Genomic DNA, 14,857 nt, shown 5'->3' with positions numbered 1-14,857 from the left:
TAGTCCGCCTACTTAATCTCTAACTACAAATCACTCCCACTCGATCGTTCCCGGTGGCTTAGAAGTAATATCGTAAACCACCCGGTTCACCCCCTTAACTTCATTCACAATCCGGTTCGAGATCAGTTCCAACAAATCGTAAGGAACCCGCGCCCAGTCAGCCGTCATCCCGTCTTCACTCTTAATAAACCGGAGAACGATCGGGTAAGCATAAGTGCGCTGATCGCCCATCACCCCTACACTGCGAATCGGCAGCAAAACTGCAAAAGCTTGCCAAAGTTCACCGTACAATCCGTGGCGGTTAATTTCTTGGCGAACAATGAAGTCAGCATCCCGCAAAATATTTAGTCTCTCTGCGGTAACTTCTCCTATAATCCGAATCGCCAATCCCGGGCCGGGGAAAGGTTGCCGGTTCACGATTTCTTCGGGAAGCCCGATCGATCGGCCGACTTTTCGCACTTCATCCTTAAACAGTTTTCGCAGCGGTTCGATCAGCTTAAATCGCAAATCTTTCGGCAAACCGCCGACGTTGTGGTGGCTTTTAATTTTAACAGCAACTCGTTCGCCGCTTTTCGGGTCTGCATTAGTGTCAGCCGACTCAATCACATCAGGATAAAGAGTGCCTTGGGCGAGGTAGTCGAAGGGGCCCAGACGTTTCGATTCTTCTTCAAATACGTTGATAAATTCGTGACCGATCCGCTTGCGTTTTACTTCAGGATCGGTTATTCCTTCAAGTTGAGCTAAAAAGCGTTCGCGAGCATTAACATATTCAACGTCAATGTGGAATTGCTCTTTAAATAATTTTACCAACCGTTCTGGTTCATACTTCCGCATAAACCCTTGGTCGATAAACATACAGGTAAGTTGGTCGCCGATCGCCTTGTGCAGCAAGAAAGCCAAAGTAGAAGAATCTACACCACCGGATAGAGCCAGCAAAACTCGTTTATCTCCCACTTGCGCGCGAATTTCGCGAATCGATTCCTCCACAAAAGTAGCTGTCGTCCAAGTCGGTTCGCACTCGCAAATGTGGTAAACAAAATTGCGAATTAAAGCTATTCCCCCGATCGAGTGAACTACTTCTGGATGGAACTGAACCCCGTACAAATTTTTCTCGTGGTGAGCAACAGCAGCAGACGGAGTATTGTCCGTGTGAGCGAGGATCTCAAAACCCGTCGGCAGTTGAGTACAGGAGTCTCCGTGGCTCATCCACATCGTGCTGCCCTCTTCCACATTTGTCAGCAAATCCGTAGGATCGTCAATAAATAGCGATGCCTTGCCGTATTCCGCTAATTTCGATCGCTCAACCGTGCCTCCGAGCTGCTTTACCATCAACTGCATCCCGTAACACACTCCCAACACTGGTATTCCCAAATTCCAAATTTCTGGGTCGCAGTGGGGTGCTTTTTCATCGTATACAGAACTTGGACCTCCTGAAAGAATAATTCCTTTAGGATTCATAGCTTTTAACTGTTCTGCAGTAGTGCGGTAAGAAATAACTTCTGAATATACTTGAGTTTCGCGAATTCGACGAGCAATCAGTTCGGAATATTGCGAACCGAAGTCGAGAATCACGATGATCTGGCGATCAATCTGCTGCAGAAAAGAGTTTGTGAGAACGGATTCAGTTTCTATTTGAGTAGTCACGGTTATTGCGTAATTGCTAAGTGCTAATTGGGCAGAAAGTAGCGCAGGTATCTGTCGCGGTCTCAGTACAATTCTAAGGAAAGCGAGGAACCATTGGTCACTAGGAATAAATCTTATTTATACTAGATTGCAGTCAGCGATGTTAGTCGATTAATAGGGCACAGGGCAAGCATAGATTTACTTCAATCCTTACCCTAATTAATTGAATTCTTGCTTCAGAAATTGCTTACTGAAGCAACCTAGTATAATTAAGGTCTAGGGACAGAGAATTATTACTTGTTAAATATTATCCCTGACCGATGTTTTAAACAGAATTCAGGGATATTCACACTACATTAACAAATTTGGGTCAAAAATGTATCTCCTATATCACTTTTAACAATAATTTTGCGATCGCGCCCGAACATCACCGATCCCACGGGGATGTGCAAGTTAGTGTGAGTAAAAATGCAATCCGATGACCGCAAGTCTATTTGTCGGGCGATGTCGCCATAAATTCGATCGACCCAATTGCTCCCAAACTCCGCGTCTAAAGCCCGCAGTTGCCCGAGAGCCTCTTCGGCTGTCGCTGCGGCAAAAATTGCGGAACACGCATCAGCGGGCATTCCAGCTTTAGCACAGTAAGCTGTGAGAATTTCCCTGCGCCCGTCAGCGAGGTGGTGGTGAGTGTGAAAAATTCCCGCCGCCAATTTCATCAGTTTCCCGTGATAGCCAAACAGCAAAATTGACTGCACGCCCTGATATCCGGCTTCTACCAGCAGCGGGCCGAGCCAGTTAGCGGTTTTGACTAGCCTCTCAGGATTAATCCCCAGTTGTCGCGCCAAATCCAAACCGTTTTCGCCGATGCAGAAAACCAAACAGTCAAACAGTTCGGCTTTTTGTTGCAGTTGTTCGCGGTAAACTTCCAACTGTCCAGGGGCACTCAGCGGTTGAGAAATGCCAGTTGTACCCAGCAGCGAAAGTCCTTCTACCACGCCGAAAGCTTCGTTAGAAGTGCGGGTGGCTAGTTGCCGGCCAGACGGCAGAATCAGGGTGACAGTAATTTTTTCGGATGGTGCGAGTTCTCGGCTCAGATTCGATCGCAACAGCCGCATCGCATAATCATAGATTGCCGCTCCTCCACCTGCTTTATGATGTCCAATTCCCTCCCCGCCAACAATCTGTATTTGTTCCCCCTCTCCTTCTCTCTCCAATTCCACCATTGCCCAAACGGGGGTATTGCGAGTCAGATCGAGATTGTCCCCCGGATCGGAGCGAGTCACGCCTAAAGCGGTACCCGTTTTGAGTACAGACGCCTGTTCGATCGGAATTTCTGCCCTTATTTGCGGTTCCAGTAAATTTACTGATACGCTATCAGCCGACTGGATACCCTCACGCAAGCACCGCAAAGCTGCAAGTGCGGCCGCACAGGCAAATACTGGCAGTGTATACCCGGATAAAGGTTGAGTTTTTGTCACAATCTAATGCAAAAATACGTAAATTTACTGATGCTCGACATCAGGCTGCAGCAATAATACCCCTCAAACATTTAAGCTTAATTTTAGGGTTTGCTATTATCAGCAGTTAGGGTAATTTTTGTCAAGTAATAATTTTGTCCTCGCAGTTGCCGATCTCAGCCACAATTTTTTTGAGGTGCGTTAGCGGAGCCCTCGTAGAGGATCGTCAAAAACGCACTCCGAAGCCTTACGGGCAGGTGCGGGGGATTTCCATAAACAACCCGGAACCTCGATCGTGAGCGCTGGGACTGAACAAACCGATTCCAGGAATTAGGTACAAATCGTTAGCAGCTATACTCGGCAAGTCGATCTTACTTCCTTCTATAGATTTAGCTAGCCGTAAAGGTTTGAGAGCCGAGTCGAGGATCGGGCGCGAAATTTGCTTTGGCCCTTGGGGCGACTTGTTTGAGGCAGAATTCGAGCAATTTTTGGCAGGAGAAATGCTGCGATCGCTTCCTTGTTAAGCCCTAAAACCTACTTTTTGACAATTAGCAAACTTATATCTCCCAAGCGGTTGATGTCCCAGCGATCGCTTGCCATCTATATTAATAACCATTACCCGGAAGTGCCAGTCTAGCTTTCAAGCTCACATCTTGAAGGCGGGGCTGGTTTTATCTTAACAGGCTAGCTCAGCAATTTTTAGCAGAAAGATTAAATTTTATTGACACCGGCGCGTGAAAAATAATTTAATGGCCAGCCAGCCTCAAACCATTACCAAACCTGGGTTGGACAGTTTTTAATCTAAAATCTACAATCTCAAATCGATTGACTATGGTGGAACCAGTTGCAGAGTTACATGAACCTCTATCTCTTCCGACTCCAGAAATAGTAGAAATAGTAGACCCGAAAATATTTCAGCTCGTTCTCTCTGCAAAAACAGCTCTCAAATTTTCTAAAAAAGATGTTCGCTCAACCCTGAAAGCCTCAACTCTAGACGGCGTTTTTGCCACTATCTTCGAGTCGGCGACCACCGGCGTGCTGCTGAGCAATTTCTTGCTGCTACTCGGCGCGAGCAGCGTGGAAATAGGTATATTTTTTGCTATTCCGATGGTGGTAAATCTCCTGCAACCACTAGGAGCCTACATCGCAGACCGCACAACCAGCCGCCGGTGGTACAACCTATTTGTATTCGGCGTGTCGCGGCTGCTGTGGCTGGCGCTGGCGGTGGCAATTGTTTGGGGTTCCCAGCACGCAGACCCCCACCTACTGCTGCAATGGACCCTGGTAACAGTCGTAGCAGCTAGCATGCTGGCAGCTTTGGCCAATTCTAGCTGGTTCAGTTGGATGGCTGCTGTGGTTCCTCAGCGCTTGCGGGGACGCTATTTTGGCTTTCGCAACAGTGCTGTTAGCCTCATCACTTTGCTGGGAGTGCCGCTGATGGGATTGGGAGTGTCAACTTGGGAGGGCGGTCCAATTTTTGGCTATGGTATTGTTTTATTGGTGGGTGTTTTGGCGGGAATGATTAGTTTGGGGTGTCAATCCTTCATGGTAGATGTGAATCCCCAGGTATACAAAAAAAATGCACAGAGCGATCGCCTTACAGAGAAAAAAGAAAAGCAAATAACAGATTTTGTGCCTTCTGTGTTGAAAGATTCTAATTTTTTAATGTTTATTCTTTACTTCAGTGTGTGGACATTTGCTGTGAATCTCAGCGCGCCTTTTTTTAATATCTACTTGCTGAAAAATTTAAGCTTGGATGTGAGTTTGGTAACGATTTACACGAGCTTAAGTTCCGGCGCAAATCTACTGCTGCTGATGTTTTGGGGTAAGTTGGCCGATCGCTGGGGAAATCGCCCCCTGCTAATTGCGGTGGGGCTGGTGGTGGCGATAACGCCTTTGCTGTGGTTGGGTACGGGCAATTACCCTTTTGCTCTATGGGTGTGGCTGCCGCTGCTGCACTTGTTGGGGGGAACGACTTTAGGCGCGATCGCGCTGTGTACTAACAATATTCAAATGGAGATAGCGTCGATCGAGCAACCTTCGACTTATTTTGCGATCGCCGCAGCAGTTGCGGGATTAGCTGGGGCTTTGGGAACTACCGCCGGCGGCTTTCTTGCCGAACTTCCGGGCATGAGTTTGGGAGCAGTGTTTGCCCTCTCGGCTGGTGTTCGCTTGATTGCTCTTCTGCCTTTGGTTTTGGTGCGAGAACCTCGTAGCCAGTCGCTGCGGTCGATCGTCCCCACTTTGGGACGTTTCAAATTTAACCGGGGCTAGGAAATTTTCGCACAAATTTGCCGATCGAGAAACCAGAAAAGCTCACAAATTGTTAAAAACTTCAAGCACATCACACAAAACCTGAGAGTGCTTGAAACAAATTTTAATCCAAAACATAGTCAAAATCTGCTATTTGTTCTGCCAATACGTCACCATTATCTTGCAGCTAACTGACAAATCGATAAGATATAGCTGTTCTAAAAACTGACCAGGCAGAGCGTAAATGTGTTTAAATGTTTGTTAGCTATGGCGTCGGAGCGCTACTCCTGTTAGGAGAATCGAGCATTTTTCCATAACCAAAGCTACTATTTCACGCTCTACATTTTTTACGTTTTAAGAGAATCGAGCCTTTTCCCAGAACCAAAGCTACTATTTCAGGCTGTAAAGTTTTTAATTTAAGAAATATAAATAAAATTAACATTTTAATACAGTTAACTAGACTAGATGGTGTTTTGAGACTACTATCCTGAGAATCCAAATAACTCAAGATTGCCAAGCCAGATCATAATTTGGTCTACCAAGAAATTAGGAGGGATCGCGTGAGGCGACAGAAAAACGGGAAGTGGTAATTCTCAAGTAACCGATTAGCAATTACAGGTCGCTATCAAATTTTCAGATTCAAAGAGAGAATATAAAAATGACGAAACCAGGGAAACGTCTGATAGTTTGCTGTGATGGAACTTGGAACAAACTAGATACTCAGTGCCCAACTAATGTGGTTCGGCTTGCCCAGGCCGTGAAACGGACAGCCAGTGACGGGGTTCCGCAGATCGTGTTTTATGACGAGGGAATTGGAGTGGACAGTAACAAGATTGTGGGCGGAGTCACTGGGCTGGGAATCGATAAAAATATACAAGATGCCTATCGTTTTCTTTCTTTCAACTACGATCGGGGTGACGAAATCTATCTATTCGGGTTCAGTCGCGGTGCTTACACAGTCAGGAGTCTAGCGGGGATGATCTATTGCTCCGGTCTCCTATCCCGCCGTTATGTTACCAAGGCATCAGAAGCTTACGAGCTTTACCGTAACCGAAGCATTAAACCAAATGATGAGGAAGCAAAGAGGTTCCGCAAAGAAAACGGCAAAGATCGGGGCGAGCGCGTCCCGATTACCTTGCTTGGTTGTTTCGACACCGTTGGAGCCCTTGGTATTCCTCTTGTACCCGCCTTGAAGAAGTTTGAGGGACAGATCAAAACAAGGTACAAATTCCACGACACCACTTTAAATAAGGATATTGAGAATGCGTTGCACGCCGTTGCGATCGACGAAATTCGCGAAGTCTTTGATGTTACCCCGATGAAGAAAAATCCTGATGCCCCGAACCAGAAGCTTCGTCAAGTTTGGTTTCCAGGCGAGCATGGCTGCATCGGCGGCGGTACGCCAGCATCCCGCGGGTTATCAGATACTGTCTTGAAGTGGATGTTGGATCAAATCACTGACTTTGAATTGAAGCTTGAATTCGAGCCAGAGGCCATTAAGGATATCCAGCCTGATTATAAGGCTCCATTTAAAAACGATCCTGGGTTCTTCAAATTGGCAGGAATCAAGTGGCGCGAGGTGGGGGAGACCATTGAGGATCTTCATGAAAGCGTGATCGAGCGATTGGAAAAAAGCCAAGACTATCGGCCTAAGAATCTGCAAAAGATTCTCTCCAAAGTAATTGAAAATCGAGAAAAATGATAAAAATTTATCAAACTCTCAGAACCGAACATCAGAAAATTTTCTAATCTACCTAATCTACAACAATCGAAAGGAAAAGGAATCATGACAAGAGATACATCGAGAGATGGATTGAGCAACAAAGCTTTAGCATATACGTTGACTCATTTCAAACCAATTTGGAACTTAGTTCAAAGTTACGAGCCTCTGAAACGTAAACTAAACAAATTTTTTCTCAATAGCATCATTTACAAACTTCCGACTCGCCCGCTTCCCTATAGCTTAATGGGCTTAGATACCAAAATTCCAGGAACAGATATTCCCAAGAAAACTGATACCTACATCTCTTGGGATTCACTTACAGACAAGACTTATACTGGGCGACATTTACCTCCCGACCCGGAATTTAACAAAGAAGGAAATTTACCACCACTAGACAAAGTAAAGACCTTATTCCAAAAAAGAGACGGAAAAACCATTTATTCGGAAAAATCGACTCTGCTATTTCCCTATTGGGTGCAGTGGTTTACAGATAGTTTTCTCCGGATAGATCAGCAAAACCGCTTCAAAAATACCTCCAACCATCAGATTGATATGTGTAATGTTTACGGGTTGACCCGCAAACAAACAAATATGCTCAGAGCTTTCAAAGACGGTAAATTTAAAACCCAAAAACTCAAGCGAAAAGATGGCGTAGAAGAAGAGTATCCACTCTTTTATTATGCAGATCCTGAGCAGGGTATTATCGATCCTCAATTTGAAGGTCTTCATGCACCCCTTAATGATGAGAAAAGACAACCCCCCGAAAAGAAAGGCAAGCTATTTGCAATGGGAGTTGAACGGGCAAACGTCCAAATTGGCTATGTCATGCTCAACACTTTATGTATCAGGGAGCATAATCGAATTTGTGATGTTTTGTCCAAAAGCTATCCGGAATGGGACGATGAGAGGCTCTTCCAAACTGCGAGAAATATTCTCCTGGTGATTGTTCTCAATATCATTATGGAAGAGTACATTTTCCACATTACGCCCTATAATTTTAGGTTCTTTGCCGATCCTGAAGCTTTTACCAAGGAAAGTTGGTATCGAGAAAATTGGATGGCGATTGAGTTTAGTTTTGTCTATCGCTGGCATAGTGCGCTTCCGGAAACCTTTACCTATGACGGCAAAGAAACATCCATGTACGATTCCCTCTGGAATAATCAGATGTTAATCGATAAAGGGTTGGGTGCATTGATGGAAGAAAGTTGTTCCCAACCAGGCACTAGAATTGGTTTGTTTAACACACCTGATTTTAATATCGCAGGAACACCCTATACATTTATTGATGCTACCGAACTAGCATCTGTTAAACTCGGACGGCAGGCGCAGTTAGCCAGTTATAACGATTACCGCGAAATGTGTGGTTATCCCAGGGTGACTGATTTCAATCAAATTACGGGTGACGAATACGCTCAACAGAAATTAAAAGAGTTGTACGGTCATGTTGATAAGATTGAACTATTTGTCGGATTGTACGCTGAAGATGTCCGGAAAAATTCCGCAATTCCGCCTTTAGTAGCACGGATAATTGGCATTGATGCTTTCTCGCAAGCTTTAACTAATCCTTTGTTATCGCCTAAAGTCTTCAATAAGGAAACTTTTTCCGAGGTTGGTTGGGAAATTATCCAAAATACCAAAACAGTCTCTGATTTAGTGAATCGTAATGTTCCTCCAAGCGATCCCAAGTACAAAGTCTCCTTCGATCTTTAAGCTGTAGCTGACAACTAAGACTCAAATTAGTTGGGGTTGCAAAGACACCTGCGCCCTCAAAAATGAGGAATAAAAAGGCGATATTTTGGCAAGCGCTCGCCTACGGCAATTCGGGAGCAATTGCACCAGCAGCTATACTATTTAACAGAGGCAACGGTTTGTGTAGAACCTTTTTTAGCGATTAACCGAAGGTTATTTATGAGCAAGAAGTTATTTACCGAATATCCGGAACAGGACGAACGCAAATACTACGATCTTTTGGTTGAGCAGGCCAAGCTTCGGATGGATAATCTTTACGGCAATAAGGAGCGGGCGCTGCGAGATACTCACGCCAAAGCTCATGCCTGCGTTAAAGGAACTCTGGAAATTTTTGACTTTGATGAGGAAGCGATTAAACGGGAATTGGGCACACGCGCTTCGTTAACTTCTTCCCGACTCAATGCTATTTCCCTTAAGCAAGGTTTGCTAGCAAAACCCAAAGAATATCCTGTTTGGTTGCGATTTGCTAACGGGGCTACCAAAGTATACCCTGATTACCAAAAAGATTCGCGCTCAATATCACTGAAAGTGATGGGGGTGGAAGGGGAACGACTCGCGCAAAGCCACGAGTTAAAAACCCAGGATATCATTGTTCACAATTCAGAGCTATTTGTGAGCCAAACCATCAAAGACTACTACGGCTTTTTTTCTGCTCTGGTTGAATCACCAGAGGCATTGAAAAAGTGGCTAATACGACATCCCAGACACTTTCTAGCTGTCTCAACGCTTACGGGTAGCCGGACTCCGAAGAGTTTGCTAACAGCCAAATATTGGAGCGGTTCACCCTCTGCTTTGGGTCTCTATCCCGATTTCGATCCCTCCCAGCCTGGTCTAGTTCCTGTCGAATATCCCGCAGTAATTAAGTATGGGTTTACTCCGGTTTCATGCAAACCACCCCACGAGATAATTCCAGAACAATCTCGACCGGGAATTCCTAAAATTCCTTTTGTCGATCGCGCTAAAGCCTTGGGTTTAGATCCCAATAAACCAGACAATTATTACCGGGACGATCTAATTCAAGCCCTGGCGAAACCTGATGCCCAATACTGTTGGGATTTTGGCATTCAGTTCCAAACCAGCCTAAAAATGCCGATCGACGATGGCATCAATGTCTGGAAGGAAAAGGAATCACCCTTCTTGAGAGTAGGTCGTCTCACCGTGAAGCATCAGATTATTGATTATGAAAAACAATCGGATTTCAACGAAAACCTGAGATATTCTCCCTGGAACGGCTTAGCAGTTCATCGTCCAGTAGGTGCGATCAATCGGATACGCGGTGTTGTTTACCCCGTTGTAGCGAATTATCGCCTTCAAAAGCGAGGTCTTGTCCACCAAGAACCAACTGGAGAAGAAACATTTTAAGGGAATAGATGTCTTGCAAAAAGAACACCAAACTAATTCCCTTACTAACTGGTCTTGCTTTAATTACTTTGAGGGAATCCCTGGTCAACAAATTCCATTGCTAGAACGGTTTGATGGTGTTAAGTATAAGGAAGAATAAAGCAGGAAGAATGCTTGTAAAGCCAGCTTTTAGCCCTTCCGAGCTTAGGTTTAATTAGGTGGATTTACTTAGAGTATTTCCTAAAAGTAAAACCAAGAGTATATCAGCAAGTTGAACTCCCGACTCTTCTATCAACAAAGCGAAAAATTGGTTTGCCGATCGCACCTTCTCAAAAATCCCGTATGTGCGATCGCGAATTCGATTAAACCAGGTTTATTGCCGATCGCCAACGTCCGTCTAGGATAGTTCACATCCGTCGTTAGCGCTGCCCTCGAAGAGGATCGCACTCCTGAGTCAGTTGGGACGATCCTGTACGAGGGCTTCGCTAACGCACTCATCACCATGTGCCAGTTGCGTAAATCCTGAATCAATCATATTATATTGTTACAAAAATATGTTATGAAAAGGAGTTTATGCGAATAAAGTATTTTTTGTCAATTTTCCCAATATTACTTGTACTCACGTTTCAGGATACTACATTTGCCCAGTCTCTAGACTCATTACCATCAAGTGCGATCACCCCAACCGCACCTCAAAATATTGCCCCGACTCTCAAAGAGGAAGTTAAAGATGACTTTGTAAAAGTTCAAGGTCAGGTGACATCTGTTTCCCAACTGTCCGACGTACAGCCTCAGCAGGTTAAAGATGACTTTGTAAAAGTTCAAGGTCAGGAGACATCTGTTTCTCAAGTGTCCGACGTACAGCCTCAGCAGGTTAAAGATGACTTTGTAAAAGTTCAAGGTCAGGAGACATCTGTTTCTCAAGCGTCCGACGTACAGCCTCAGCAGGTTAAAGATGACTTTGTAAAAGTTCAAGGTCAGGAGACATCTGTTTCTCAAGCGTCCGACGTACAACATCAGGAGGTTAAAGATGACTTTGTAAAAGTTCAAGGTCAGGAGACATCTGTTTCTCAAGCGTCCGACGTACAACATCAGGAGGTTAAAGATGACTTTGTAAAAGTTCAAGGTCAGGTGACATCTGTTTCCCAACTGTCCGACGTACAGCCTACCGATTGGGCGTTTCAAGCCTTACAATCTTTAGTTGAACGCTACGGTTGTATTAGCGGATATCCCGATGGCACTTATAAAGGGAATCGAGCCATGACTCGTTACGAGTTTGCGGCGGGTTTGAATGCTTGCTTGCAACGAGTAAATGAACTGATTGGTGCATCTGCTGTCGATAAAATAACCCAGGAAGACTTAGCCGTTGTACAGCGACTGCAAGAAGAGTTTGCCGCAGAATTAGCTACCTTACGAGGTCGGGTTGATACTTTAGAAGCTCGTACTGCTGAACTCGAAGCTAACCGATTCTCCACAACTACAGTTTTGGGAGGAGAAGCCATTTTTGCGTTAGCCACAGCAACAGGAGGCGACCCCCCTGGAGACCAAAGTAATAACCAACCCGTTTTTAATAATTTGGTGCGTGTGGGAACCGTCTCATCTTTTAGTGGTTTAGATCGCTTAAGAATTGGCTTAGTTAGTGGAAACTCGCCCAATCGAGGCTATGCCGGAACAGTTGAGAAACCAGGATTTGGTGACATGGCCCTGCTATCTTCTCAGACTGATACCAATAACAGAATCGCCTTAGACCTATTAGAATACAGATTTCCTGCATTTAACAATCGCGTAGTCTTTACGGCTAGACCTGTCGGCTTCAGTCTTAGCAACGTACTTACCGCGAATTCTCCCTACTTTGATACGGGACGGGGAGCTATTTCTCGATTTGGTGAAGCCAGTCCTCTCTTTAAAATCGGTAGCTTAGATGCAGGAGCAGGTGCCGATTGGTTAGTAACAGATTGGCTGCGATTGCAAGTTGCCTATGGAACAAGAAACAGCAGCGATCCTAATCAAGGTATCAGTGGCTCCGATCACAGTACATTGGGAGTTCAGTTTTTAATTAAACCCTCTGGCAATACTTTAGCAGGTCTAACTTACATTAACGCCTACTCTGCCAATGGCAGCCTCGATACCTTTACAGGTAGCTTAAATGCCGATACTTCTGGCGGTTTGGAGAAACCCATACAGGTTAATGCTCTAGGTGCATCGTTTCAATGGCGGATTAATCGTCAAGTTACCTTGGGGGCATGGGGAGGTGTTACAATGGGGAACTTCCTTAATAGCAATGCCTATGCTAATACAACAACTTACGCGGCTTCTGTCGGGATTTCCGATCCCTTTGGTCGTGAGGGAGACTTATTGGCTTTCATCATTGGTCAACCCCCAAAATTAGTTGCAGGTCGGGATTTACCTAACGGAACCGATCGAAATACGTCTCTACACTTTGAGACATTTTATCGCTGGGGTGTATCTGATAATATTTTTGTTACTCCGGGTTTCTTTGTTATTACGGCTCCTGAACATAATGCTGATAATAACACAATTTTTATGGGTGTCCTCAGAACAACATTTCTGTTCTAAACAGTTTGTCCTCAATTGAACACAAGTTTTGGAGATTAAAATCGTGAATCAGTATTTACCCAACTCAAAATTTCTGAATCCCTTCCTGGCTATTGTGATTCTGAGCATAGGAGGAATAGGATTTTTTCCTTCACATAGCCAAGCAGAAAGTTTAAACTCGTCTCACTCCATTTCAGAAACTCAAACTATTGCTCAAGCTCGACGTATCCGACCTACTTTTTTTGAAGAAACACAAGATCCAGAAGCAAGAAGAAGAAGGGGATTCAGGGAGACATTTTTAAATGATGCTTTAGGGGGAACTGCCGATCCCCTGAGTGGGACAGGTGGAGTGGCTACAACGGTAGATTCTTTACAAAAAGTAGGGTTTAACGGACAAAATGCAGCAGGTCAGTTGCGCCCTGGACAACTAAATTTATCTCCCACGTTTGACCGAACAAATGTTATTATTCCCTCTCAAAGAGGACGTAATTAAGGGATTACGCATACACTCAAGGGGAACAGAGCGTTCCCCAAGTGAGTTTTCCAAGGATAAACAATAGAATGACTTTAGCCAAAAGTAATATCGCCGATCACCAGTTTATTAGGTTGGTTTCCTAGAATTACTGATTTGCCAATCCCTTGAAACAACAGATTTGATGAAGGATTGCTTTCTAAAATATAAGCACCGGGCGTTAAATTAGAGTCAGTTGTTCGAGGCAATTGTACTGAGGCTAAAACATTTCCTGTTCCATTCACTCCATCATAAATCGTTACTTGATGCTCGGCAAATGGAGAAGCATAACGGAAGCTGAATTTTTGATCAAATCCATTGGCTAAATTGATGATAATTGATTGTCCTTCATCGTAGGTAATCCCACGAGCAACCTGTCCGGGGTTAATCAAAGGATCGATAAAATTACCGCTTCCTCCTTGCTGTGCACTGACAATTGCCAAAGCATTTGCAGACAAGTCAAAACCCGATTCTCGAATTAAAGGATCTCTAGCAATACTTTGTAAATTACCCACATTATCTATATTTAAGGGGAGACCACTATCGCTACGATTAATTATTAAGGTTGCAGCAGTCTGTACACCTAAAGTGGCTCCGTTTGTGGGATTAACTAAGGAAAGATTAATAGTTTCATTGGGTTCAAAGAGAGAATCATTAATGATGGGAATTCGGATAGTTTTGGGTGTGGTATCCCCATCGATAAACGAAACAGTAATCGGTGTAGCATTATAATCTGTTCCTGCATTTGCAGTGCCGTCACTCGCTAATACAGTCACATCCACTGTTCCCAAACTACCTCCAGTTCTAGTCACCATCACTTCCAGACTGGTTGTACCATCTTCATTCACTGAATAGCTGGGGTTACTAAACTGCAAAATCCCAGGAATGCCAATGGGCGGCGTTGTTGGAGCATTTCCAAAATTGATATTTTCTGCATTGAAACCCCTACCAGGAGGAATTGTAACTGGATTAGGAACCTGAGTGGCTACAAAACCCGGTTGTTCGACTTCCCGAACTGTGTAAGTACCGGGTTGTAGGTTATTGAACTGATAGGAACCTGTGACATCTGTTATTGTTGATGGTTCACTGGTATCAAGGGTGCTGTTTCTGTTGAGATCAAGGTAAATGGTAGATCCTCCCAGTCCTGATTCTCCCGCATCAAGAATGCCGTTAGTATTGATATCAATAAATTTCCTGCCACTAATACTGCCAGTGACAGTTGGTGGTGGTACTCGAACATTAGCAATGTCAAAGTTAGTGGGCTGATTAGCAACGACAGTAACAGCTTGAACTGGAGTAACACGAGTGAACCCTGCGGGAACTATTTCTTGAACAGTATAGGTAGCGGGGGGTAAATTCGAGAAGGAATAACCACCTAAATTATCTGTTTGAGTTGGTGATTCTCCAATATCCAGTCGACCGTTGTTATTGATATCTAAAAATAGGGTGACATTCGGCTGAGGTTGATCGGTTCCCGGTGTAAAAGTCCTGTCATTGTTGACATCAATAAATTTCCTACCACTAATACTACCCGTGACATTTGGTGGTGGTACTCGAACATTAGCAATGTCAAAGTTAGTGGGCTGATTAGCAACGACAGTAACAGCTTGAACTGGAGTAACACGAGTGAACCCTGCGGGAACT

Annotated in this window: 11 protein-coding genes; 8 read left to right on the top strand and 3 right to left on the bottom strand. The window is 44.5% G+C overall.

What is annotated here, in order from left to right:
• Window positions 1–30: 30 nt before the first annotated feature.
• Both guaA and cbiD read right to left on the bottom strand, forming a co-directional pair.
• Window positions 31–1,632 (bottom strand): glutamine-hydrolyzing GMP synthase, encoded by a 1,602-nt coding sequence (gene guaA, locus NDI35_RS21115; RefSeq protein ID WP_445314490.1) that lies wholly within the window; start codon window positions 1,630–1,632, stop codon window positions 31–33.
• Between the two features lie 347 nt (window positions 1,633–1,979).
• Complete coding sequence (gene cbiD, locus NDI35_RS21110) at window positions 1,980–3,101, bottom strand: cobalt-precorrin-5B (C(1))-methyltransferase CbiD (protein WP_445314445.1); 1,122 nt, start codon at window positions 3,099–3,101, stop codon at window positions 1,980–1,982.
• An 810-nt stretch (window positions 3,102–3,911) separates the two neighbouring features.
• Between cbiD and NDI35_RS21105 the strand changes: the two genes are divergently transcribed.
• From NDI35_RS21105 to NDI35_RS21070, 8 genes are all read left to right on the top strand, one after another.
• Window positions 3,912–5,354, top strand: coding sequence for an MFS transporter (locus NDI35_RS21105; protein ID WP_445314489.1), 1,443 nt, complete (start codon window positions 3,912–3,914; stop codon window positions 5,352–5,354).
• Between the two features lie 637 nt (window positions 5,355–5,991).
• Window positions 5,992–7,035: a T6SS phospholipase effector Tle1-like catalytic domain-containing protein gene (locus tag NDI35_RS21100; protein ID WP_445314444.1), complete on the top strand. Its 1,044-nt coding sequence runs from the start codon at window positions 5,992–5,994 to the stop codon at window positions 7,033–7,035.
• 111 nt (window positions 7,036–7,146) lie between these two features.
• Window positions 7,147–8,766, top strand: coding sequence for a peroxidase family protein (locus tag NDI35_RS21095; protein WP_445314443.1), 1,620 nt, complete (start codon window positions 7,147–7,149; stop codon window positions 8,764–8,766).
• 62 nt (window positions 8,767–8,828) lie between these two features.
• A complete protein-coding gene (locus NDI35_RS21090) occupies window positions 8,829–8,951 on the top strand; it encodes a hypothetical protein (RefSeq protein WP_445314442.1) in 123 nt (40 codons plus the stop codon).
• A 13-nt stretch (window positions 8,952–8,964) separates the two neighbouring features.
• Complete coding sequence (locus NDI35_RS21085; protein WP_445314441.1) at window positions 8,965–10,167, top strand: catalase family protein; 1,203 nt, start codon at window positions 8,965–8,967, stop codon at window positions 10,165–10,167.
• Between the two features lie 250 nt (window positions 10,168–10,417).
• On the top strand, window positions 10,418–10,552 hold the full coding sequence (locus NDI35_RS21080) for a hypothetical protein (RefSeq protein ID WP_445314440.1): 135 nt from the start codon (window positions 10,418–10,420) through the stop codon (window positions 10,550–10,552).
• 167 nt (window positions 10,553–10,719) lie between these two features.
• Entirely contained in the window at window positions 10,720–12,723 is a 2,004-nt protein-coding gene (locus tag NDI35_RS21075; RefSeq protein ID WP_445314439.1) for an iron uptake porin, read from the top strand.
• A 43-nt stretch (window positions 12,724–12,766) separates the two neighbouring features.
• Window positions 12,767–13,195 carry a hypothetical protein gene (locus NDI35_RS21070; RefSeq protein ID WP_445314438.1) on the top strand — a complete coding sequence of 143 codons (429 nt, stop codon included), beginning with the start codon at window positions 12,767–12,769 and terminating at the stop codon, window positions 13,193–13,195.
• 74 nt (window positions 13,196–13,269) lie between these two features.
• Here the strand turns inward: NDI35_RS21070 and NDI35_RS21065 are convergent.
• The coding region (locus NDI35_RS21065; RefSeq protein ID WP_445314437.1) for a Calx-beta domain-containing protein at window positions 13,270–14,857 on the bottom strand (1,588 nt) is incomplete at its 5' end.

Origin of the sequence: Microcoleus vaginatus FACHB-2002, from assembly GCF_040004035.1 — a bacterium.
Lineage (GTDB): Bacteria > Cyanobacteriota > Cyanobacteriia > Cyanobacteriales > Microcoleaceae > Microcoleus > Microcoleus vaginatus_C.
This window is presented reverse-complemented; position numbering and strand designations above follow the sequence as displayed.